Annotated in this window: 21 protein-coding genes and 2 tRNA genes; 13 read left to right on the top strand and 10 right to left on the bottom strand. The window is 53.2% G+C overall.

Features of this window, described 5'->3' with window-relative positions; all coding sequences use genetic code 11:
- Positions 1–15: 15 nt before the first annotated feature.
- Positions 16–402 (bottom strand): C-GCAxxG-C-C family protein, encoded by a 387-nt coding sequence (locus AB1I49_RS11755; protein ID WP_316609511.1) that lies wholly within the window; start codon positions 400–402, stop codon positions 16–18.
- Positions 403–493: 91 nt separating this feature from the next.
- Between AB1I49_RS11755 and AB1I49_RS11750 the strand changes: the two genes are divergently transcribed.
- Entirely contained in the window at positions 494–1,216 is a 723-nt protein-coding gene (locus AB1I49_RS11750; protein WP_399552653.1) for an NAD-dependent protein deacylase, read from the top strand.
- Positions 1,217–1,312: 96 nt separating this feature from the next.
- Here AB1I49_RS11750 and upp read toward each other — a convergent pair whose 3' ends face one another.
- The 5 genes from upp to AB1I49_RS11725 all read right to left on the bottom strand — a co-directional run bounded on the left by upp (position 1,313) and on the right by AB1I49_RS11725 (position 5,863).
- The gene (gene upp, locus AB1I49_RS11745) at positions 1,313–1,939 is read right to left on the bottom strand and encodes a uracil phosphoribosyltransferase (protein WP_316609508.1); all 627 of its coding nucleotides are present in this window, start codon (positions 1,937–1,939) and stop codon (positions 1,313–1,315) included.
- 2 nt (positions 1,940–1,941) lie between these two features.
- A complete protein-coding gene (gene murF, locus AB1I49_RS11740) occupies positions 1,942–3,291 on the bottom strand; it encodes a UDP-N-acetylmuramoyl-tripeptide--D-alanyl-D-alanine ligase (RefSeq protein ID WP_407721068.1) in 1,350 nt (449 codons plus the stop codon).
- A gap of 9 nt (positions 3,292–3,300) precedes the next feature.
- Entirely contained in the window at positions 3,301–4,344 is a 1,044-nt protein-coding gene (locus AB1I49_RS11735) for a D-alanine--D-alanine ligase family protein (RefSeq protein ID WP_316612025.1), read from the bottom strand.
- A gap of 104 nt (positions 4,345–4,448) precedes the next feature.
- Complete coding sequence (locus tag AB1I49_RS11730; RefSeq protein WP_316609504.1) at positions 4,449–5,000, bottom strand: Fe-S-containing hydro-lyase; 552 nt, start codon at positions 4,998–5,000, stop codon at positions 4,449–4,451.
- Between the two features lie 14 nt (positions 5,001–5,014).
- Positions 5,015–5,863 carry a fumarate hydratase gene (locus tag AB1I49_RS11725; protein ID WP_316609503.1) on the bottom strand — a complete coding sequence of 283 codons (849 nt, stop codon included), beginning with the start codon at positions 5,861–5,863 and terminating at the stop codon, positions 5,015–5,017.
- Between the two features lie 168 nt (positions 5,864–6,031).
- On the opposite strand from AB1I49_RS11725, the gene AB1I49_RS11720 reads away from it, so the two are divergent.
- Positions 6,032–6,712 (top strand): response regulator transcription factor, encoded by a 681-nt coding sequence (locus AB1I49_RS11720; RefSeq protein WP_316609502.1) that lies wholly within the window; start codon positions 6,032–6,034, stop codon positions 6,710–6,712.
- Positions 6,696–8,234, top strand: coding sequence for a sensor histidine kinase (locus tag AB1I49_RS11715; protein ID WP_316609500.1), 1,539 nt, complete (start codon positions 6,696–6,698; stop codon positions 8,232–8,234). The genes AB1I49_RS11720 and AB1I49_RS11715 overlap by 17 nt, the downstream gene beginning before the upstream one ends.
- Before the next feature lie 47 nt (positions 8,235–8,281).
- Here AB1I49_RS11715 and AB1I49_RS11710 read toward each other — a convergent pair whose 3' ends face one another.
- Together AB1I49_RS11710 and metG are read right to left on the bottom strand one after the other, a co-directional pair.
- Positions 8,282–9,046, bottom strand: a complete 765-nt coding sequence (locus AB1I49_RS11710) for a TatD family hydrolase (RefSeq protein WP_316609499.1) — start codon at positions 9,044–9,046, stop codon at positions 8,282–8,284.
- The gene (gene metG / locus AB1I49_RS11705; protein ID WP_201428057.1) at positions 9,040–10,995 is read right to left on the bottom strand and encodes a methionine--tRNA ligase; all 1,956 of its coding nucleotides are present in this window, start codon (positions 10,993–10,995) and stop codon (positions 9,040–9,042) included. The genes AB1I49_RS11710 and metG overlap by 7 nt, the downstream gene beginning before the upstream one ends.
- A 185-nt stretch (positions 10,996–11,180) precedes the next feature.
- On the opposite strand from metG, the gene AB1I49_RS11700 reads away from it, so the two are divergent.
- Positions 11,181–11,257, top strand: a tRNA-Met gene (locus AB1I49_RS11700).
- A 104-nt stretch (positions 11,258–11,361) separates the two neighbouring features.
- On the opposite strand, the gene AB1I49_RS11695 is transcribed toward AB1I49_RS11700, so the two are convergent.
- The gene (locus AB1I49_RS11695) at positions 11,362–12,450 is read right to left on the bottom strand and encodes a recombinase family protein (RefSeq protein WP_316612019.1); all 1,089 of its coding nucleotides are present in this window, start codon (positions 12,448–12,450) and stop codon (positions 11,362–11,364) included.
- Positions 12,451–13,481: 1,031 nt separating this feature from the next.
- On the opposite strand from AB1I49_RS11695, the gene AB1I49_RS11690 reads away from it, so the two are divergent.
- Positions 13,482–13,796, top strand: a complete 315-nt coding sequence (locus AB1I49_RS11690; protein ID WP_316610513.1) for a hypothetical protein — start codon at positions 13,482–13,484, stop codon at positions 13,794–13,796.
- A 137-nt stretch (positions 13,797–13,933) separates the two neighbouring features.
- On the opposite strand, the gene AB1I49_RS11685 is transcribed toward AB1I49_RS11690, so the two are convergent.
- Positions 13,934–14,009, bottom strand: a tRNA-Thr gene (locus AB1I49_RS11685).
- Between the two features lie 217 nt (positions 14,010–14,226).
- Here AB1I49_RS11685 and rimP point away from each other — a divergent pair.
- From rimP to truB, 8 genes are all read left to right on the top strand, one after another.
- Entirely contained in the window at positions 14,227–14,709 is a 483-nt protein-coding gene (rimP, locus tag AB1I49_RS11680; RefSeq protein WP_316610512.1) for a ribosome maturation factor RimP, read from the top strand.
- Between the two features lie 54 nt (positions 14,710–14,763).
- Entirely contained in the window at positions 14,764–15,903 is a 1,140-nt protein-coding gene (nusA, locus tag AB1I49_RS11675) for a transcription termination factor NusA (RefSeq protein ID WP_407721067.1), read from the top strand.
- Positions 15,903–16,196, top strand: a complete 294-nt coding sequence (rnpM, locus tag AB1I49_RS11670) for an RNase P modulator RnpM (RefSeq protein ID WP_316610509.1) — start codon at positions 15,903–15,905, stop codon at positions 16,194–16,196. The genes nusA and rnpM overlap by 1 nt, the downstream gene beginning before the upstream one ends.
- A 105-nt stretch (positions 16,197–16,301) precedes the next feature.
- The gene (locus AB1I49_RS11665; RefSeq protein WP_316610508.1) at positions 16,302–16,610 is read left to right on the top strand and encodes a L7Ae/L30e/S12e/Gadd45 family ribosomal protein; all 309 of its coding nucleotides are present in this window, start codon (positions 16,302–16,304) and stop codon (positions 16,608–16,610) included.
- A gap of 13 nt (positions 16,611–16,623) precedes the next feature.
- A complete protein-coding gene (gene infB, locus AB1I49_RS11660) occupies positions 16,624–18,933 on the top strand; it encodes a translation initiation factor IF-2 (RefSeq protein WP_407721066.1) in 2,310 nt (769 codons plus the stop codon).
- Between the two features lie 68 nt (positions 18,934–19,001).
- On the top strand, positions 19,002–19,385 hold the full coding sequence (rbfA, locus tag AB1I49_RS11655) for a 30S ribosome-binding factor RbfA (RefSeq protein ID WP_316610504.1): 384 nt from the start codon (positions 19,002–19,004) through the stop codon (positions 19,383–19,385).
- On the top strand, positions 19,378–20,322 hold the full coding sequence (locus AB1I49_RS11650; protein WP_316610502.1) for a DHH family phosphoesterase: 945 nt from the start codon (positions 19,378–19,380) through the stop codon (positions 20,320–20,322). Before rbfA ends, AB1I49_RS11650 begins: the two co-directional genes overlap by 8 nt.
- Positions 20,319–21,224 carry a tRNA pseudouridine(55) synthase TruB gene (truB, locus tag AB1I49_RS11645; protein WP_407721065.1) on the top strand — a complete coding sequence of 302 codons (906 nt, stop codon included), beginning with the start codon at positions 20,319–20,321 and terminating at the stop codon, positions 21,222–21,224. Before AB1I49_RS11650 ends, truB begins: the two co-directional genes overlap by 4 nt.
- Positions 21,225–21,315: the final 91 nt, after the last annotated feature.

Below are 21,315 nucleotides of genomic sequence, written 5' to 3'. Positions count from 1 at the left end.
TTTGGCGGCTTTGCTTTATTTTGCGAGGATTTCCTCCAACAGATTTCCCGCGTCGTAACACAAGTCGGCGCAGGTAAGTCTTGTTTTTATTCTGGCTGCCAGCAGCTCTTTGCAAACGAGCGAGCCGTTCTTTTCGCGGAAACGGTCGGCAAACTCACGGAAGGTGCGGTTTGCCTCCATGCGGTTTTTGCCCTTCGCAAGCCCGATAACCATGTTCGCGCCTGTCACGGTTCCGCAGGTCTCGCGCAGACCTGCCATGCCCGAGCCGAAGCCCGCGGCGATCGTCAGCGCGGTTTCACGCTCCATGCCGTAGTCCTCACAGAACGCGAGCAGCACCGCCTGAGCACAGTTGCAGCCGTTTTGAAAGTTGTTTTTTGCGATTTCGCCTTTCGTCATATTCATCACCGCCCTCATTGTAGCACAAAAGAGAGCGCTTGTCCATATTGACAACGGGATTTCGACGCGCTACAATAAAATAAAAGGAGTGATGAAATTGGCAACCATAGAAGAGCTTCAAAGAGTTATTGACAACAGCAAAAAAATAGTGTTCTTCGGCGGAGCGGGCGTCAGCACAGAGAGCGGCATTCCCGACTTCCGCAGTGTGGACGGACTGTACAACCAGAAGTACGACTATCCGCCCGAGGAAATACTCAGCCACACCTTCTTCATGAAAAAGACAGAGGAGTTTTATCGATTCTACCGCGACAAGATGCTCTGCCTTGACAAGAAGCCAAACAAGGCTCACCTAAAGCTCGCTGAGCTTGAAAAAGCAGGCAAGCTCTCCGCCGTCGTCACCCAGAACATAGACGGACTGCATCAGGCATCAGGCAGCAGGCGCGTTTATGAGCTTCACGGAAGCGTGCTGAGAAACTACTGCCGCAACTGCCGCAGGTTCTACTCCGCGGAGTTCATCAAGAATTCCGAGGGCGTGCCGAGGTGCGAATGCGGCGGCATCATCAAGCCCGACGTCGTGCTCTACGAGGAAGGACTGAGCGACAGTGTGGTAACGGGCGCGCTCAACGCTATCCAGACCGCCGACACGCTGATTATCGCGGGCACAAGCCTGACGGTATATCCAGCAGCCGGCTTTATCCGCTATTTCAGAGGCGACACGATCGTCCTGATAAACCGCGACTCAACGCCCTACGACTCACACGCGGACTTGGTTTTCCGCGATAAGGTCGGAGAGGTTTTGGGACAGATTAAGGTAAATTGAAAATGAAAAATTGAAAATTGAGAATTGAGGGCGGGCGCTGCCCGCACCAAAAAAATAAACGGAAAGGTTCGTTGTGAGCCTTTCCGTTTTTTCTGCTTAAATGGTGCCGAAGATTCTGTCGCCTGCGTCGCCGAGACCCGGGCAGATGTAGGCGTTTTCGTTGAGCTGGCGGTCAAGGCAGCCGACATAGAGCTGAATGTCGGGGTGAGCCTTCATCAGCGCGCTTACTCCCTCGGGAGCCGCGATGATCGACATGAACTTGATTTTTTTGCCGCCGTGCTGCTTGATCATTGTGACAGCGTCGATAGCGGAGCCGCCTGTCGCGAGCATCGGGTCAACTACGACGATCTGGCGCTCGCCAATGCTGTCGGGCAGCTTGCAGTAATATTCGTGGGGCTGATGGGTTTCGGGGTCGCGGTACAGACCGATGTGGCCTACCTTCGCTGAGGGTGTGAGAGCAAGGATACCGTTTACCATGCCCAGACCCGCACGGAGGATCGGAACGACAGCGAGCTTTTTTCCGTCGATAACGGGCTGGATTGTGGTTTCGATCGGGGTCTTGACCTCGACGTCTGTGGTGGGCAGGTCGGCGAGAGCCTCGTAGCCCATGAGCATAGCGATTTCCTCAATGATTTTGCGGAACTCGTTTGTACCTGTGGTTTCCTTGCGGATAAGGGTGATCTTGTGCTTGATAAGCGGGTGTGTCATATAAGATACAGACATAATCAAAACTCCTTCAAAAATTCCGTTATTTTCTCAAACTGCATGGAGTGCGACGCTTTGACCATTACCGTGTCGCCGCCTCTGAGCAGCTTTGGCAGGTCTTTGCAGAGCGCCTCAATGCTTTCATACCATAATCCGTCAGCGCCCTTTGCGAGCTCCTTTGCGAGCTCTCCGACGCATAGCACGAGGTCAACGCCCTTTTCTCTGGCGTATTTACCCGTGTTGTAGTGCAGCGCAAGCTCCTCGCTGCCGAGCTCCTTCATATCGCCGAGAATCGCGACCTTGCGTCCCTTGAGGTTGACGAGGGTGTCGATAGAAGCCTGAACCGAGGTCGGGTTCGCGTTGTAGCAGTCGTCGATGATTTTAAATCTGCTTGTGTTTATGACATTCGCGCGGCTGCCGACGGTCTTGTACGCTTCAACGCCGCGGATTATCTCCTCGTCGGTCATGCCGAGCAGATTTCCCACAGCTGCCGCCGCGAGCGCGTTTGATACCATGTATGTGCCGATCGCGGGAATGACAGCGTGCAGCTTCTTTCCGTCGAAGCAGAGGTCGCAGCTGACGCCGCCCTCGCCGTTGTTGACGATGTTTTCCGCGTGGTAGGGATTCTTCTCGCTGATGCCGAAGAACACGGGCTTTTTGCCGTTTACCTCATTCACTGTCGAGAGCTTGTCGTCGTCGCCGTTGAGGATATACTCGGCGTTTTCTCTCGCGGACTTGAACATCTCGGTCTTTGCCCTGAGCACGCCGTCGCGGTCGCCGAGGTTCTCGAGGTGACAGCAGCCGATTATCGTCAGCACGCAGAAGGTCGGCTGAACCATCTCGGTAAGGCGCGTCATCTCGCCGAAGTCCGAAATGCCCATCTCGATAACCGCCGCCTGAGCGTCCTCGGGCATCGAGAGAAGCGTCAGCGGCACGCCGAGCTCGTTGTTGAGGTTGCCCTGGGTCTTGTGGGTTCTGAATTTCTGCGAGAGCACCGCGTAGAGCATTTCCTTAGTCGAGGTCTTGCCGACGCTGCCCGACACGCCGACGATCGGAATGTCGAACTTCTCGCGGTACGCCTTGCCGATCTTCTTAACCGCGTCAAGAGTTGACGGAACGAGGATATACGGCTTTACGGTGTTTTCGGGAGCCTTCTCGCAGATCGCGCAGATAGCTCCGCTCTCGTAGCATTTATTGATAAAATCGTGTCCGTCGACGCGTCCGCCCTTGATAGCGAGGAAGAGCGAGCCGTCCTTTATATTGCGGCTGTCGCGCTCGACAGAGGTGATGACAGCGGACTTCATCTCGTCGCTGCCTACGTATTTACCGCCGCACGCCGCGGCGATTTCACTTAGAGTAAAAGGCTTCATGTTTCCACCTTACTTCTCGTATTTTTTCATCGAGATCTCGATGATCTGCTCGCAGAGGTCGGCGTAGGAGATACCCTCGACCTTCGCCTCCTGGGGAAGCAGGCTCGTGGGAGTCATGCCGGGCAGGGTGTTCGCCTCAAGGCAGTAAGCCTTGCCGTCCTCGGTGAGAATGAAGTCGACTCTCGCGTAGCTCTCGAGGTGGAGCGCGTTGTAGGTTGCGACTGCCGCTTCTCTGAGCGCCTTGTCCTCGTCCTCTGTGATGTCCGCGGGACAAACGTCGCGCGCGGCGCCTGCCTGATATTTTGTCTTGTAGTCGTAGAAGCCCTCGTTAGGGATAATTTCGATCGGAGGAAGAGCCTTGCCGCCGAGCAGACCGACGGAGAACTCTCTGCCCTTGATATATTCCTCGACGACAATCTCGTCCTCGCCGTAGCTGAATGCCTCGGCGACGGATTCCTTGTACTCGTCGGCGTTCTGAGCGATTGTGATGCCTACGCTCGAGCCGCCCGAGCAGGGCTTTACGACGCATGGGAAGACATTCCATGCCTTAGCGTCCTCGGCGGACTTGAAGATCTCGCCCTGAGGGGTGAGAATGTGCTTCTGGATAAGCACGCTCTTTGTGATGCCCTTGTTCATCGCGAGTGCAGAGCCGAGGTACGGCGAGCCTGTGTATTTAAGACCGAGCAAATCGAGCGTCGCCTGGATCTGACCGTTTTCACCTGCGCCGCCGTGGAGAGCGAGGAAGGTGATGTCGGCGTAGCTGCATATGTCGATGACATTCTCGCCGAGATAGCGGTCTGACTTGTCGCGTCTTTCCTCTCTGATCTCGTCGATATCGGAAATAGTATCGCCGACCTTGATAGCGTCGGTGAAGCTGTAATTTTGCTTGAACAGGGCGTAAACGTCGCAGATGTCGCGCTCATAACCCTTGAATACGTCGAGCAGCACTACCTCGTGACCCTTTTCCCTGAGAGCCGCCGCGACCAGAATACCTGATGAAATTGATACGTCGCGTTCGGTGCTTGTGCCGCCTGCCAGAACGACTATTCTCATAATATATCCCCTCCGAAGGTTTATCTGTAAAGTTATTCAAACTTTATTATAATATTTTTCAGAATATAAATCAAGTGTCATTTTTGAGAGTGGAGAGTGAACACTCAACACTCTCTGTACTTAACCGGTTCGGTTTCGTAGACGTTATTTCCCTCGCTGTCAATAGCGACGATGCACGGGAAGTCCTCGACGGTGTAGCGTCTTACCGCCTCTGTGCCCAAGTCCTCGTAGCAGAGGATCTCCTCTTTCTTAATGCTCTTCGCGATCAGCGCCGCCGCGCCGCCTATCGCGACGAGGTATACGCACTTGTTTCTGACGATAGCGTCGATAACGTCTTTATTTCTCGCGCCCTTGCCGATCATTCCCTTGAGCCCGAGGTCGAGCAGAGCGGGAGCGTATTTGTCCATGCGGTAGCTCGAGGTGGGACCCGCGGGGCCGACTGCGCAGCCCGGTTTTGCGGGAGCGGGGCCGACGTAGTAAATCAGCTCGCCCTTTATTTCTACGGGCAGCGGCTCGCCTTTTTCGATAAGCTCAAACAGCCGCTTGTGCGCGGCGTCGCGTCCTGTTAGGATAGTGCCCGTGAGCAGCACGCTGTCGCCTGCCTTGAGGTCGGCGATCGCCTCTTCGGTGATCGGAAGTGTGATTTTCTTTTCCATCGATCATACCCTCCTTATATCTCCACGCTAGCGTGGCGCGCGGCGTGACAGCAGATGTTCACAGCCACGGGCATGCCCGCGATATGTGTCGGCGAGGTTTCGATGTTGACCCCGAGCGCGGTCGTATTGCCGCCGAGTCCCGCGGGACCGAAGCCCATCTTGTTGATCTCGCTGAGCAGCTCGTTTTCGAGAGCGGCGTATCTCGGGTCGGGGTTTGAGGTGTCTATAGCGCGGAAGGTCGCCTTCTTCGCGAGCTGTGCCGCGCGCTCAAAGGTGCCGCCGATTCCGACACCAACCACTATCGGCGGACAGGGATTGGGGCCTGCCGCAAATACGGTGTCGAGGATAAACTTCTTTACGCCCTCAACGCCGTAGGACGGTGTGAGCATCTTTATCGCGGACATGTTCTCGCTGCCGAAGCCCTTGCCGCCCGCGGTGATATGTATCTTGTCGCCCTTGACGATTTTGGTGTGTATGATCGCGGGCGTGTTGTCCTTCGTGTTAACGCGGTCAAAAACAGGGTCGCTGACAACGCTCTTGCGCAGGTAGCCGTCGCGGTACGCCCGGCGTACGCCCTCGGTGACAGCCTCCTCAAAGTCGCCGTCGACGCAGACCTTGTCGCCGTACTCGATAAAGAGCACAGCCATGCCCGTGTCCTGACAGAGCGGTATCTCCTCCTCGGCGGCGATGCGGTCGTTCTCGATTATCTGAGAGAGCACGCTTTTGCCGACGGGTGATTTCTCGTTGTCGCGCGCCTTCTCAAGCGCGCAGAGAATATCCGCTCCGATAAAATAATTGCAGTCCATAAACAGCTTTTTCACAGCCGAGGTGATCTCCTCAGCGGAAACAGCGCGGAAGTCCATATTATCATTCCTTTCCGTATACATAGCCTATTCTATTATAAATTATTTTTGAAACTATTTCAATACTGATAAATTTATGATATAATACCATTGTATATACATATTTCTGTCACATTTATGTGTTATAAAGTTGGCAGAACCAAAAACCGCGTAAAGGAGAATAACAATATGCCGAAAATATTAGTTGTTGACGACGAGTACCGCATTCGTCAGATAATAAGAAAATATGCCGAGTTTGAGGGCTACGAGGTCGAGGAGGCGGTCGACGGTATGCAGGCGATCGAGGTCTGCCGCAAGAACCGCTACGACCTTATCATCATGGACGTAATGATGCCCGAGCTGGACGGCTTTTCCGCCTGCCGCGAGATCCGCAAGTTCTGTTCCTCGCCGATAATCATGCTTTCGGCGCGCGGTGAGGAGTACGACAAGATACACGGCTTTGAGCTCGGTTCGGACGACTACGTTGTAAAGCCCTTCTCGCCGAAGGAGCTGATGATGCGCGTCGCGGCGGTCATCAAGCGCAGCGGCGGCAAAGCAGAGGAGCAGAAGCGCGATATCTACACCTTCAACGGACTTGTCATCGACTTCTCGGCGAGGATCGTCACCGTCGACGGCAGCCGCGTCGACATGACCCCAAAGGAGTACGAGCTGCTCTTTTACATGGTTCGCAACAAGGGTCTTGCCCTCACGCGCGAGAGCCTTATCAGCGAGGTCTGGGGCTATGATTTCTTCGGAGACGAGCGCACCCTCGACACCCACATCAAGCTGCTCAGAAAGAGCCTCGGCGCTTACAGCAAGTGCATTGTAACTCTGAGAGGAGTTGGCTACCGCTTTGAAGAGGTTGTTTAAGCGTCAGGCGACGCTGCACTTCAAGCTGCTCGCGTACTTTCTGCTCTTCGGCGCGATAATCCTGGTGGTGCTCTGGGTGTTCCAAAGCTTTCTGCTCAAGCCCTACTACACCACCAAGAAGTCAAAGAGCGTTCAGCAGAGTGCCGAGCGGATAGTCAAGGCGATCGAGCAGAACAAGAATATCTGGACGACGATCGACAACGTCGCAAGCTACAATTCGCTGACTGTCAGCGTATACGGCACAGAGTCTGTGCTCGGATTTACCTCGCCGATCTACGAGATAAACTACGACAACCCCGTCGCAAAGCTCACGGTCGAAACGCATGAGATAAATTCCTACTACCGCCTCGCAAAGCAGAACGGCGGAACATACATGACGGTCGACTCAAACTCCGTCTCCGACATCGCGAGGCAGAAGCTCGATATGCTCCGCAACGCCTTCGCGGGCGCGTCGGGCGACAGCGCGGCTCCCGAGGTGCACTACAAGTCGAGCGCCGCGGGCAGCGTTGAAAACATGGTCTACGCCGCGATTGCCACAAAGCCCGACGGAGAGGAGATGTTCCTGCTCGTCACCTCGTCGATAACGCCGTTGAGCAACACCCTCGACATTATCCAGGGTCAGCTGCTCTGGGTTTCGGGAGCGTATATCATTCTGTCCGTAATATTCTCGCTCTTTGCGAGTATGCGCATAGCAAAGCCGATTTCAAAGACGAACAGCGCCGCCAAGGAGCTCGCCAAAAAGAACTACGAGGTCGACTTCAACGCGCGCGGCTACCTCGAGGTAGAGGAGCTCAACGACACCCTCAACTACGCGAAAACCGAGCTTGCCGCCACCGAAAAGCTCCAGCGCGAGCTTATCGCGAACATATCCCACGACCTTCGCACGCCGCTGACAATGATAACAGGCTACGGCGAGGTCATGCGCGACCTGCCGGGTGAGAACACGCCCGAGAATATCCAGATAATCATCGACGAGGCGAGCCGCCTGTCGACTCTCGTAAATGATTTGCTCGACCTCTCAAAGCTCCAGTCGGGCGCTTTGCAGGCTGAGAAAAAAGAGTTCTGTCTGACCGACAGCATACGCGAGATATTCAGCCGCTACTCAAAGCTCGTTGAGCAGGACGGCTACAACATCATCTTTGAGGCGAAGGAGAACGTCTATATCAACGCCGACGAACTGAGGATATCTCAGGTCGTTTACAACCTCGTCAACAACGCTGTAAACCACGTAGGCGAGGACAAGACCGTCATCGTCACCCAGAGCGTCAGCCGCGGCAAGGTGCTGATAGAAGTTACCGATCACGGCGAGGGCATTCCTGCCGACAAGCTCGAGTATATCTGGGAGCGCTACTACAAGGTCGACAAGGAGCACAGGCGCGGAGTTATCGGCTCCGGTCTGGGACTTTCTATCGTCAAGAGCATTCTCGATACCCACAACGCGCGCTACGGCGTCAGGTCTACCCCGGGCAAGGGCAGCACCTTCTGGTTTGAGATAGGCGTTGTCAGAACGGAGAAGAAATAATTTAAAATAATTCAGGACGGTTCGTTTGAGCCGTCCTGTTGCTTTATCTATTTGATTGAGTAAAACCGCTTCGCGTTTTCAGTGGTGATGTCCAGCACTTGCTGTGCCGTCATGTTCCTGAGCTGAGCGATTTTCTCAGCGGCAAAGACTATCATCGAGCTGTCGCAGCGCTTGCCGCGAAACGGTACGGGCGCCATATACGGCGCGTCTGTTTCGAGCAGCAGCCTGTCCAGCGGAATCTCGGACGCGACCTCAACGCTGTGCCGCGCGTTTTTGAAGGTGACAACTCCGCCGAGGCTGATGTACAGTCCCATGCGCACCGCTTCACGCATCAGCTCGACGCTGCCCGAAAAACAGTGAACGAGCGCGTTCGGGCGGTACTTGCGAAGCAGGTCAAACACGTCGCCATGAGCCTCTCTGTCGTGAACGATGATAGGCATTTTTAGGTCGAGCGAAAGCCCGAGCTGTTCCTCAAATACGCGTTTTTGCTCCTCACGCGGAATGTCCCAGTGGTAGTCGAGTCCCGTCTCGCCGACAGCCACGACCTTCGGGTGCTTTGTCAGCTCCGTGATTCGGTCGAGGTAATCGTCGGGCAGGTTCTCAAGGTTCTCGGGGTGAACTCCGACCGCCGCGTACATGTAGTCATACTTCTCGGCGAGTGCGATAACGCGCTTTGCGTTATCAAGGTCTACGGAGTTGTTCACAACGCCGCAAACGCCCTTGTCGGGCAGATTGCCGAGCACGCTGTCCCTGTCCTCATCGAACCAGCCGTCGTCGTAGTGCGCGTGAGCGTCGAAGATATTACTCAGCATATTTTCGCGCCCGCGGGCATACCATCTATTGTGAGCACCTGGAGCTTCTCGTCCTTGCCCTCGCCCTCAACGGCTGATAGGATCATTCCGTGGCTCTCAACGCCGCAGAGCTTTACGGGCTTGAGGTTCGATACAAAGAGTATCTTCTTGCCGACCAGCTCCTCGGGCTGATAGAACATCGCGATTCCACTGACGATAGTGCGCTCGTCAGCTCCGTCGAAGATTGTGAACTTCAGAAGTTTCTTTGACTTCTTGACCTTCTCGCAGGCTCTTACCTCGCCGACGCGGATATCGCTCGCCGCGAAGTCGTCAATGCCAATCTGAGCGACGCCCGCAAGCTCCTCGCGGATCTTAGCCGCGCGCGGGTCCTCGTCGTTGTTCTTGATAATGCTGTTGAGCTCCTCGATTTCCTTCTCGACGTCGATTCTCGGGAAGAGCGCCTCGCCCTTCTTTACGGTGACGTTTTCGGGGAGAACATTGAACTTGTCTGCGTTGCCGTAGCTTGCGCACTTCTCGCATGCGCCGATCTGTTCGAGAGCCTTGGGCATGGTTGTGGGCATGAAGGCGGACAGCAGAGTCGCGACAATGCGGATAGTGTCGAGCAAATTGTAGAGAACGGTAGCGAGCCTTGCGCGGTTATTCTCGTCCTTTGCGAGAATCCACGGCGCTGTCTCGTCGATATACTTGTTGGCGCGCGAAACGACCTTGAAAATCTCGGCGAGAGCATTCTGCAGCTGAGTTTTTTCGATGAAGTCGTCAACCTTCGCGCGGAGAGAGGTTGCCTCGTTGATCAGATCCTCGTCAAACTCGCCTGCCTGACGCTCTGAGGGCAGAGTGCCGCCGAAGTACTTCTCGACCATCGCGACGGTGCGCGAAACGAGGTTGCCCAGACCGTTAGCGAGGTCGGAATTTATGCGGTTGATCATGATCTCGTTCGAGAACGAGCTGTCGGAGCCGAGAGCCATCTCGCGCATGATGTGGTAGCGGATAGCGTCTGCGCCGTAACGCTCGCCGAGAATGAACGGGTCAACGACGTTGCCGAGAGACTTGGACATCTTCTGACCGTTGAAGGTGATCCATCCGTGAACCGCGAGGTGCTTTGGCAGCGGAAGCTCGAGAGCCATCAGCATAGCAGGCCAGATGATCGCGTGGAAGCGCATGATGTCCTTTGCGACCATGTGAGTGTCGGCAGGCCAGTACTTGTCGTAGTCGTCGTACCTGTCGTTGAGATAGCCGAGGGCGGTGATATAGTTGGAGAGCGCGTCGATCCAGACATAGACGACGTGCTTGTCGTCAAAGGTTACGGGAATGCCCCACTTGAAGGTCGTGCGCGAAACGCAGAGGTCCTCAAGACCGGGACGGATAAAGTTGTTTACAAGCTCCGTCGCGCGGGTCTTGGGACGGAGATAGTCGGTTTCGGTGAGCAGTTTCTCAATGCGGTCGGCAAACGGCGACATCTTGAAGAAGTACGCCTCCTCCTTTGCCTCGGTGACCTCTCTGCCGCACTCGGGGCACTTGCCGTCAACGAGCTGGCTCTCAGTCCAGAAGCTCTCGCAGGGCGTGCAGTATTTGCCGCTGTACTCGCCCTTGTAGATATATCCCTTGTCGTAGAGTGTCTTGAAGATTTTCTGGACGCTCTCGATGTGGTAGTCGTCGGTGGTGCGGATATAGCGGTCGTAGCTGATATTCATAAAGCGCCAGAGACCCTTGAAGATCTCGGCGATCTCGTCAACGTATTCCTTGGGAGAGACGCCTTTCTCGGCGGCCTTCTGTTCGATTTTCAGGCCGTGCTCGTCGGTGCCTGTGAGAAACATCACGTCATAGCCCTGCATTCGTCTGTAGCGCGCGATAGAGTCGCAGGCGACGGTGGTGTAGCAGTGTCCGATATGCGGATTGCCTGACGGGTAGTAGATGGGCGTAGTGATGTAAAATGTCTCTTTTTTACACATGAGTAATTCCTCCTAAATGTTCAGCGAATGGGCTGTATCTTTTATTATAACAATTCCTGCGGAAAAATGCAACAGAAACACAACAATCTGCCAAAAACGCAGGCGTTGCCGATAAAATGAAAATACCTCTTGACAAAAGGAACAATGTATGGTATTATAATATAGCTGTAAGACAGCGCACATATCGCGGGATAGAGCAGTTCGGTAGCTCGTCGGGCTCATAACCCGAAGGTCGTTGGTTCAAATCCGGCTCCCGCAACCAGTTTGAGTGTTCATAACGGATTTACGTTGTGAACACTCTTTTTTTATTCAATTTCATCCGGTGTGTATTTGGTGAGCAGGTTTTGTGCCTGCTCACCTTTTCTGTTATGCTGTCTTTTTCGGAATGTACTCCACTTCAACACCCAGCCTTGTATCTGCCTTAAAGTTTTCATCCTCCGGTAACTGAGGAATGCTTATAAAGCCGACGAATCTGTAATAGATAACAAGCTCTTGCGTATAAACCTTGTTACTGCCCTGCTTCTCGTACACGTCAATGTGGTCGATAAGCTCTCTGAGCATCGGTGCGGTCAGTACGTCCATCTCCATAAACTTACGGATGGCTTTGATGAAATCATCCTTGTTTTGTTTCATCTTGCTTAGCTCGACAAGTCTTTCCCGGCAATCCTTAATTTTGGATTTCAAATCAAACCGCTCGACCTCGTATTTGTGGGACAGCTCCATAAACATCTCATCGCTCAGCTTTCCGCTGACATTATCCTCGTAGAGCTTTGAGAAAATCGTGGTAATGCTTTCGTTGCGAAAAATAGAGCGGTTCAGTTCGTCCTCCAAACGCTTTTGCTCTGCTATCATATCGGCATTTGTTTTCCTTGCCAATAAATCGGCAAATTCTTCTTCGTTGGTCTGCAAAAACCTTGCCAGACGGCGTAGCTCCATTTTCACGACTTCCTCAACTGCGTCCGCACGGATATAATGGCGTGAATCACAGCTGCCACGGGTATCCTTTTTGTAATTGGAGCAGCTGAAAAAGTGAATCTCTCTGTTAACAGAGTTGGTATGATACCACAGCTTGTTGCCGCAGTCAGCACAGTACAACAGGTCGGCAAACATACTCTTTTCGCCGTTTTCAGGCTTTGGCGCACGGCGTTTTGTTTTTTGAATCAACTTCTGGACCTGTTCAAAGGTATCACGGTCAATAATCGGTTCGTGAACATCCTTGAATATCATCCAGTTTTCTTTTGGGTTATCCCGACGCTTCCTGTTTTTGTAGGATTTGGAATAGGTTTTGAAGTTGATAACATCGCCACAATATTCCTGTTTTGAAAGGATTTTATCAATTGTAGAGTTATTCCATTTGTACGGATTGTTGTTTGTTTTCTTTCCGCCGCGGTTAATATCCTTCGCTTGGCAGCTATTCAGTTGTAGGTTTTTTCGGTGGGTATCACCTCCTTTCAAAAATGCCTTTCACCCTTAATGCAAAATAATCGGGGCAAATATACATCTTTCTCCAAATTTTTTTGGAAAAAACTTTTTGTACAAAAGAGATATTCGGTTTTTGTTGATTATGCGGTTTTGATTTTGCCCTCCATATATAAGGGAATGGGAGAGCACTTTTGGCAACCGTTTTTAAGAATTTTTCAATGCCCTCCATTATGTATGGAGTGGGAAGGCGTGTTTTTCAGGGTAACAACCAATATTTTGTAGACTTGCATAAAACCGGCACTTGGCTTTTGTGCACTACAACGAGTCGATTATTAACCCCTCTACTTATCCCCACTGGGAGAGGGCATTTTTGAACCCTGATCGGAAAACTTTTTTAATTTTGTAGCTTTGCACAAATTCAGCGCATTGTTTTTGTGCAATTCTTCGTTTAGAAAAAGCCCTTCACTTATATGGACAAAATGAGGTCTTTCGGGGGGGTGTTTATCAAAAGTTCTTTGATAAATATGCGTTTTGCACAAATGCAAGGTTGTGTTTTTGTGCAACGTTCTATTGCGTTGGTTTTCTCAAACATCATCAGACAGCTAACACTGTCACGCTTAATAAGTCCGAAAAAACGATCGGTAATATAATTACTCCCCTTCGGGCGTTTCATCGCTCAGAGGACGCATACAGAGCAGCTTGTGAGAACTTAAAAGCGTGACATCAAACTGTATTTGTTGTCTTCACTGCCAAAGCGTACTTTCCTGACAGGCAATCCTGCTCGACGCTGTGCCGTCAGCCTTTCGGCTGCGCTCGCTCCGTAGATGTCGTGGCGGTTTATCCTTCGCTTGGCAGCTATTCAGTTGTAGGTTTATTTCGATGGGCATGCATTGAGGATATTTGGAGATTTTTTGAGATATTTTAAACTTTTATGTCGCAGGATAGCATATTTATGATAACAGATTATTTTGTATATTTGCTTAACACAAGTTTTTTCGAAGTTGTTAAGATATGCAAATATTGATAAATCATACAAGATTAAAGACTTGAATGGACTCTCAACAATGGACGAATTCAAAGAAAAGATAATCAATGATATTGTAGAGAGCAAAAAAATACACGCGATTCTAAAAATATTAGTGGATTACAATCCGGATTTATTTGTTATTAACGGGAGTGATATTAAGGACGAAATATTTGAAATAATAGGCAGACGAAACATTCACGTTCACAAAAAAGGGATTGTTGACGAGGGTTATTTGCGTCAATCCAATGGTAATCCTTACGGCTTTTCAACCGGCGATTATTGCGCGATTGATTCGATATATTTCAATAAATGTTATGAGATGTTGCATTTGTTTATAGATAATTGGACGTAAGTACTATTATTTGTTATATGCTGAAAAATGACCCTATAAGCGTCAAATAAACGCCAAACCGCAGTTCTCACAATAATTCAATGCAAAAAGAAAATCGCTTAGGAAACCTTAAACCGGCTTGTCTAAGCGATTGTTCTTGGAGCTGATAACCGGATTTGAACCGGTGACCTCATCCTTACCAAGGATGCACTCTACCTACTGAGCTATATCAGCATATTTTGCTCTCAACAGTTTCATATTATAACACATATGTCCGATAAATGCAAATGTTTTTTTAAACTTTTTTAAAATTTTTCTGAAAACGGCTTAAAATCTGCCTTTTGGGGTTGAAATTTTCTTTTTTGAGTGCTATAATCATATATGTAATACGTTGAAACTAAGGAGTGGGCAGCAAACCCGCTCCTTTGTGTTTGTACTGAGGAGGGATTTCATGGCAAAAAGCAAGGGCGGCGTTACCGTCTCAAAGGTATGGGAGCTTTGCGAGCCCATTGTCACTGAGCTCGGCCTTCGTCTCTGGGACGTCCGCTACGTCAAGGAGGGCGCTCAGTGGTACCTGCGCGTCTTTATCGACAAGGACGGCGGCGTCGATATCAACGACTGCGAAGCCGTGTCGCGCGCCATCAACGAGCCGCTTGACGTTCTCGACCCGATCGACAACGCCTACTGCCTCGAGGTCTGCTCGCCCGGAATTGAGCGCGAGCTTGTCCGCGATGAGCATTTTGAGCAGTTTATCGGAGCCGACATCATGGTAAAGCTCCTGCGTCCCGTTGAGGGCATAGGCAGAGAGCTCGACGGCAAGCTCAAGGCGTACTCCGACGGCGAGGTTACAATCATCGACCACGCGGGCGAGAACGAGCTGACCTTCAGCAAGAAGGACGCGGCTTGGGTCAAGCTCGACGATTTTGATATTTGACGGCGGCATGCGCGATTACGCTGACCGCTGATAACGAAAGGATTGATAGGAAAAATGACGAACAAGGAATTATTCGAAGCACTGAGAATGTTTGAAAAAGAAAAAGACATTCCGATGGACTATATGCTCATGCAGATCGAGAAGGCGATCACTATTGCCTGCAAAAACTACTTCGACGGCAACGAGGACGTTATCTTCAAGGCTGACCCCGAGAAGAACTCCTTCGACGTCAAGCTCAAAAAGACCGTCGTAGACGAGGTTTTCGACCCCAGCTACGAGGTAAGCTTAGAAGAAGCCCAGAAGATCAACAAGAGAAAGAAATTCGAGATCGGCGACGAGATCGAGGTCCCGCTCGACCCCAAGAAGCTCGGCAGAATCGCGATCTCCGCAGCGCGCAACGTTATCCGTCAGGGTATCCGCGCCGGTGAGAAGGGTCAGAGCCTGCTTGAGTTCCAGAGCAAGCTCGGCGAGATCGTTACCGCCACCGTCGAGAGGATCGATCCCAAGAGCGGCATCGCAACGATCAAGATCGGCAAGAGCGAGGCTATGCTCCCCAAGAGCGAGCAGATCGGCTGCGAGAACCTCAAGGAAGGCGACCACGTGAAGGTTTATATAGCCGACGTAAAGGACAACGAAAAAGGCCCTCACGCTATTATTTCGAGAAGTTACCCCGGCTTTGTCAGAAGGCTCTTTGAGCAGGAGGTTCCCGAAATCTTCGACTCTATCGTCGAGATCAAATCCGTATCCCGCGAGGCGGGCTCCCGCACAAAGATGGCTGTCACCAGCTCCAACCCCGACGTCGACGCTATCGGCGCCTGCATCGGTCAGAAGGGTGCGCGCGTAAACCGCATTGTCGCTGAGCTCGGCGGCGAGAAGATCGATATTATCGAGTACAGCGACGAGCCCGAGAAGTACATCTCCGCGGCGCTTTCTCCCGCGACAGTCACAAAGGTAGAGATCGTCGACGAGGAAAAGAAGAGCTGCAAGGCTACCGTACCCGACGGCCAGCTCTCGCTCGCTATCGGCAACAAGGGTCAGAACGCACGCCTTGCCGCCAAGCTGACAGGCTGGAAGATCGATATCCGTCCGCAGAGCGGCTTCTACGGTGAGGACGAGGACGACGAAGAGCCTGCCGCGGAGGAAGTGACCGAGGCTGAGGCTGCCGTTGAGATAGAAGAAGCGGTTGAGGAATAATGAAAAAGGTACCGCTCAGAAAGTGCACGGGCTGCGGCGAGATGAAGCCGAAGCGCGAGCTGATAAGAGTCGTGAAAGCTCCCGAGAGGAGAGCCGGGGACGGAAGTCTGATTGACGCGGGCGGCGTATCGCTCGACCTGACGGGAAAGAAGTCGGGAAGAGGAGCGTATGTGTGCCGCAGCGCGGAGTGCTTCAGTCTTGCGCGCAAGGCGAGAAGGTTTGAGCGTTCGCTGAGCTGTCAGATTCCCGACGAGGTGTACGACGAGATGGAAAAGGAATTATCGGAAAGTTGAAATTTGAAAATTATCGTCGGGTAAGCCCGCGCACGAATATATAATCCGGAGCGAAGCGACCCTTAATTTTCCACTTTCCATTTTACATTTTCAATTATATATATTATGGATAAATTACTTTCATTTTTAGGCATATGCCGGCGCGCGAGGAAGCTCGTCATCGGCGCGGAAACCGCCATTGATTCGCTTGTTGAGGGCAAGTCACGGCTGGTTCTCTACGCGGACGACGTTTCTCACAACAGCCTGAAAAAGGTGCTCAAAACGGCTCAGAGCCGCGGAGTGGACGCGATGTGCGTGCACAGGAGCAAGGAAGAGCTCAGTATTTCCCTCGGAAGGCTCAGCGGAGTGCTTTCCGTCGAGGACAAGGGCTTTGCAGACAGGCTGCGCGAACTGATTTTGAACGAAGAACAATAGGGAGGAGAATTAGATGATAAAATACAAGGTGAAGGATATAGCGAATGATTTGGGCGTACAAAATAAGAAGATTACAGAGATCCTCGAGAAATATTGCGGTGTAACCAAAAAGACAATGATGTCTCTGACCGAGAGCGAGATCGACGTTATTATCGACGTTGTGACCCGCGAGAACTCGGTGCCGAACTTTGACAAGTATTTCGAGGCGCGCAACGCGAAGCTCGACAAGCCCGAGCCCGAGAAGAAGGCTGCCAAGACAGAGGGCAAGGCTGACGCTCAGGACAAGAAGGCCGACAAGCCCGAGGAAAAGACTGAGGATAAGCCTGCACAGTCAAAGCAGCGCAAGCGCAAGGTCATCGACACCCGTCAGACGAACGTAGACGTAGAGAGATACAACTCCAAGTATGACGACCTCGCGAGCGACACCTCAAAGTCGCGCAGCACAGACCGCGACCACACCACCAAGAAGCAGAAGTTCTCTAACAGGACACAGAAACAGCGCGGCAGACGTCAGGGCAAGCGCGAGACAGAGGCAGAGCGTCTGAAGAGAATCGCGATGGAGCGCAAGCAGAAGCCCATCACCGTTGAGATCCCCGACGAGATCACCGTAAACGAGCTCGCCCTCAGACTAAAGGCGACCGTCGCCGAGGTCGTAAAGAAGGCGTTCCTCATGGGCACCATGGTCACCGCTACAGATACAATCGACTTCGACACCGCTTCTCTCATTGCGATGGAGTTCCACGCGAAGGTTGAGAAGGAGGTCGTCGTCACGATCGAGGAGAAGCTGATCGACGACAGCGAGGACGACGAGGCAAATCTCGTCGGCAGAGCGCCCGTAGTCGTAGTTATGGGTCACGTCGACCACGGCAAGACCTCTATCCTCGACGCTATCCGCCACGCAAACGTAACCGCGGGCGAAGCCGGCGGCATTACACAGCACATCGGTGCGTACAGAGTTCAGATCGACGGCAAGCCGATCACCTTCCTCGACACACCCGGTCACGAGGCGTTCACCACCATGCGCGCGAGAGGCGCTCAGGTAACGGATATCGCTATCCTCGTCGTAGCGGCGGACGACGGTATCATGCCCCAGACCGTTGAGGCTATCAACCACGCGAAGGCGGCGGGAGTTTCCGTCATCGTCGCTATCAATAAGATGGATAAGGACGGCGCGAACCCCGAGCAGGTAAAGCAGCAGCTCACAGAGTATGAGCTCGTTCCCGAGGAATGGGGCGGCGACACACCCTGCATTCCCGTTTCCGCAAAGACAAAGATGGGTCTTGACGACCTGCTCGAGATGGTAGCCCTCGTCGCCGAGATGAAGGAGCTGCGCGCGAATCCCGACCGTGCCGCCAAGGGTACTGTCATCGAGGCGCGTCTTGACAAGGGCAGAGGTCCCGTTGCGACAGTCCTCGTTCAGAACGGTACGCTCCACAAGGGCGACATCATCATCGCGGGCACCAGCGTAGGCCGCGTCCGCGTTATGATGAACGACAAGGGCGAGAGAGTTCAGGAGGCAGGTCCTTCCGTTCCCGTTGAGATCACGGGTCTTGACGAGGTTCCGCTCGGCGGCGACACCTTCGACGCCGTTTCAGACGAGCGCCTTGCGAGAACCCTTGTCGAGCAGAGAAAGTCCGAGAAGAAGGAAGAGATCTTCAACGCGCAGACCAAGGTCACTCTCGACAACCTCTTTGACCAGCTCAAGCTCGGCGAGGTCAAGGAGCTGCAGATCATCGTCAAGGCTGACGTTCAGGGCTCTGTCGAGGCTGTAAAGCAGTCCCTCGAGAAGCTCAGCAACGAGGAAGTCCGCGTCAACGTTATCCACGGCGCGGTCGGCGCTATCAACGAGAGCGACGTAATGCTCGCAGACGCTTCCGGCGCTATCATCGTAGGCTTCAACGTCCGTCCCGACGCCGTCGCTTCCGCAAATGCCGAGCGTTCGGGCGTTGACATGCGTCTCTACAGCGTAATCTACGACTGCATCAACGAGATCGAGGCTGCGATGAAGGGTATGCTCGCTCCCAAGACCAGAGAGGTCGTCCTCGGTATGGCTGAGTGCCGCAACGTCATCAAGATCAAGTCCGTCGGCACCATCGCGGGCTCCTATGTCAAGAGCGGCAAGATCCAGCGCGGCGCCAAGGTAAGGGTTATCCGCGACGGTATCGTTATCGCGGACGACGCTATCGGCTCGCTCCAGCGCTTCAAGGACGCCGTTAAGGAAGTCAACGAGGGCTACGAGTGCGGTATCGGACTCGAGAAGTTCAACGACCTCAAGGAGAACGATATGTTCGAGGTCTATACTATAGAAGAATACAGAGATTAATCTCGCCTGATACGTCCGCGCTGAGTGCGCGGACGATTGCTAGGCGGCAATAAATAAATGAGGACAATATGGCAAGTCACAGAATTGAAAGAACAACCGAAGATATCAAGCGCGAGCTCACCGCGATTTTCCGCGAGCTCAAGGATCCGCGCGTAAGCTCAGCGTTCCTCTCTATCGTGCGCGTCGAGGTGACAAACGATCTTTCCTACTGCACCGTCCACGTCAGCGCCATCGAGGGTCTTGACCGCGCCAAGGAAGCCGTAAAGGGTCTGAAATCCGCGTCGGGCTTCGTTCGCCGCGAGCTGGGTCACCGCCTCAAGCTGCGCCATGTGCCTGAGCTGATCTTCACGGCGACGGACAGCATTGAGTACAGCGCCAATATCAGCCGCATTCTCAGCTCGCTCGATATCCAATCAGACGTCCCCGAAAGCGAGGACGAGGACGATGAATGATACAATGCGTGCTGCGGCGGATTTCCTGCTGTCGCACGACAACTACGATATTCTGACCCACGACTACCCCGACGGCGACACCCTCGGCAGCGGCTACGCGCTTTGCAGGGTTCTCCGTCAGCTCGGCAAAAACGCTAGGGTCATCACCACAAGGCTGCCCAAGGACTTCGTTTTCCTTGCGCAAGGACTCGAAGAGCAGAGCTTTGACACTCAGACCGTCGTCAGCGTAGACGTCGCCGACGAAAAGCTCCTCGGCTCAAACAGGGAGAAGTACCTCGGCAAAATCGACCTCTGCATCGACCACCACGAGATAAACAGAGTAGACGCGCCCTTGAAGTGCGTCGACCCGCACGCCTCGTCAAACTGCGAGATACTCTTTGAGCTGTTCGCGGAGATGGGCGTTCCGATCGACGCTGACACCGCGGCATGCATCTACACGGGCGTTGCAACGGACACGGGCTGCTTTAAGTACAGCAACACCACGAGCAAAACCCTGCGTATCGCGGCGGAGCTGCTCGACCTCGGCGCCGACGCTCCCGCGATCAACAAGGTCATGTTCGACACCAAGACAAAGAAGAAGCTCCTGATCGAGCGCGAGGCATACAATTCTCTGACCTACTGCGCCGGCGACCGCTGCGCGATCATCGCGGTAACTCAGGATATGATGAAAAAGGCAGGGGTGAACGACGACGAGCTAGAGGGTCTCGCGTCGATCCCGCGCCAGATCGAGGGCGTTGAAATCGGCATCACCATGCGCGAGAAGGAGCCGAATGTATTCAAGATCTCCGTACGCGCAAACGAGAGGCTCGTAAACGCGGCTCAGTTCTGCGCGCGCTTCGGCGGCGGCGGTCATGCGGCGGCTGCGGGCTGCCGTATAAAGGGCACTCTCGCTGAGGTTACGGCTAAGCTGCGCGAAACGGCGGAGGAGCTGCTGTGAACGGCGTACTTGTGATCGACAAGCCCGAGGGCTTCACCTCGTTCGACGTTATCGCCGTCGTGCGTAAGCTCACGGGTCAGCGCAAGACAGGCCACACCGGCACCCTTGACCCGAACGCCACGGGAGTACTGCCCGTGCTGCTCGGTTCCGCGACAAAGGCACAGGATATCCTGCCCGACCACGACAAGGGGTACACCGCGGGATTTCAGCTCGGCATTCGCACCGACACCCTCGATATCTGGGGAGAAGTCCTTGAACGGGTACAAACCGACGTGTCGGAGGAAGAAGTCCTGCGCGCGATGGAGAGCTTTCGCGGCGACATCATGCAGGTGCCGCCGATGTATTCTGCGATAAAAAAGAACGGTCAGCGCCTGTACGACCTCGCAAGACAGGGAGTCGAGGTTGAGCGCGAGGCAAGACCCGTGACGGTTTACAGGCTCAGTCTCGTTTCATTTAATATAGAAAAACAGAGCGGTGTGCTCGAAATAGAGTGCTCAAAGGGCACCTATGTCCGCTCGCTCATCGACGACATCGGCAAAAAGCTCGGAGCCTGCGCCGCTATGACCTCTCTCAGACGCACACGCGCCTGCGGCTTCGGTCTGCCGGACTGCGTCACCCTCGACGCGCTCAGAGAGCTGACAGAGAGCGGCAGAACCGATGAAATACTCAGACCCGTTGAGAGCCTGTTCGTGACATTTCCGGAAATTATTGTGTCAGACGCTCAGGCAAAGCGGTTCTCAAACGGCGGTGCGCTCGATATTTCGCGCACAAAACTGAGAAATAATCCGCCGCCCGACGGCGCTGTACTGAGGGTTCTCGACGGCAAAAAAAGCTTCCTCGGACTGGCAAAAGCTGAGGAAAAAAGCGGACTTCTGAGAATTTTTAAGCTCTTTGCACACTGACGAAATAACTAAAAACCATCATACATACAGAAGCGAATGTGGTTCGCTTCTGTTTTTTTGTCAAGAAACTTAAAAAATTATGATAAAAGTT

The sequence above is a fragment of the Ruminococcus sp. NATIVEDY160 genome (assembly GCF_045819885.1).
In the GTDB taxonomy this organism is placed as follows: domain Bacteria; phylum Bacillota; class Clostridia; order Oscillospirales; family Acutalibacteraceae; genus Ruminococcoides.
The sequence above is the reverse complement of the archived record's forward strand: the minus strand, read 5'-3'. Positions and strand labels throughout refer to the sequence as shown.

What these genes read in the sequence shown, in the direction of transcription:
- AB1I49_RS11755 (WP_316609511.1), bottom strand. Translation starts at nt 402, where the DNA reads ATGAATATGACGAAAGGCGAAATCGCAAAAAACAACTTTCAAAACGGC.
- upp (WP_316609508.1), bottom strand. Translation starts at nt 1,939, where the DNA reads ATGTCTGTATCTTATATGACACACCCGCTTATCAAGCACAAGATCACC.
- murF (WP_407721068.1), bottom strand. Translation starts at nt 3,291, where the DNA reads ATGAAGCCTTTTACTCTAAGTGAAATCGCCGCGGCGTGCGGCGGTAAA.
- AB1I49_RS11735 (WP_316612025.1), bottom strand. Translation starts at nt 4,344, where the DNA reads ATGAGAATAGTCGTTCTGGCAGGCGGCACAAGCACCGAACGCGACGTA.
- AB1I49_RS11730 (WP_316609504.1), bottom strand. Translation starts at nt 5,000, where the DNA reads ATGGAAAAGAAAATCACACTTCCGATCACCGAAGAGGCGATCGCCGAC.
- AB1I49_RS11725 (WP_316609503.1), bottom strand. Translation starts at nt 5,863, where the DNA reads ATGGACTTCCGCGCTGTTTCCGCTGAGGAGATCACCTCGGCTGTGAAA.
- AB1I49_RS11720 (WP_316609502.1), top strand. Translation starts at nt 6,032, where the DNA reads ATGCCGAAAATATTAGTTGTTGACGACGAGTACCGCATTCGTCAGATA.
- AB1I49_RS11710 (WP_316609499.1), bottom strand. Translation starts at nt 9,046, where the DNA reads ATGCTGAGTAATATCTTCGACGCTCACGCGCACTACGACGACGGCTGG.
- metG (WP_201428057.1), bottom strand. Translation starts at nt 10,995, where the DNA reads ATGTGTAAAAAAGAGACATTTTACATCACTACGCCCATCTACTACCCG.
- AB1I49_RS11690 (WP_316610513.1), top strand. Translation starts at nt 13,482, where the DNA reads ATGGACGAATTCAAAGAAAAGATAATCAATGATATTGTAGAGAGCAAA.
- rimP (WP_316610512.1), top strand. Translation starts at nt 14,227, where the DNA reads ATGGCAAAAAGCAAGGGCGGCGTTACCGTCTCAAAGGTATGGGAGCTT.
- nusA (WP_407721067.1), top strand. Translation starts at nt 14,764, where the DNA reads ATGACGAACAAGGAATTATTCGAAGCACTGAGAATGTTTGAAAAAGAA.
- rnpM (WP_316610509.1), top strand. Translation starts at nt 15,903, where the DNA reads ATGAAAAAGGTACCGCTCAGAAAGTGCACGGGCTGCGGCGAGATGAAG.
- AB1I49_RS11665 (WP_316610508.1), top strand. Translation starts at nt 16,302, where the DNA reads ATGGATAAATTACTTTCATTTTTAGGCATATGCCGGCGCGCGAGGAAG.
- infB (WP_407721066.1), top strand. Translation starts at nt 16,624, where the DNA reads ATGATAAAATACAAGGTGAAGGATATAGCGAATGATTTGGGCGTACAA.
- rbfA (WP_316610504.1), top strand. Translation starts at nt 19,002, where the DNA reads ATGGCAAGTCACAGAATTGAAAGAACAACCGAAGATATCAAGCGCGAG.
- AB1I49_RS11650 (WP_316610502.1), top strand. Translation starts at nt 19,378, where the DNA reads ATGAATGATACAATGCGTGCTGCGGCGGATTTCCTGCTGTCGCACGAC.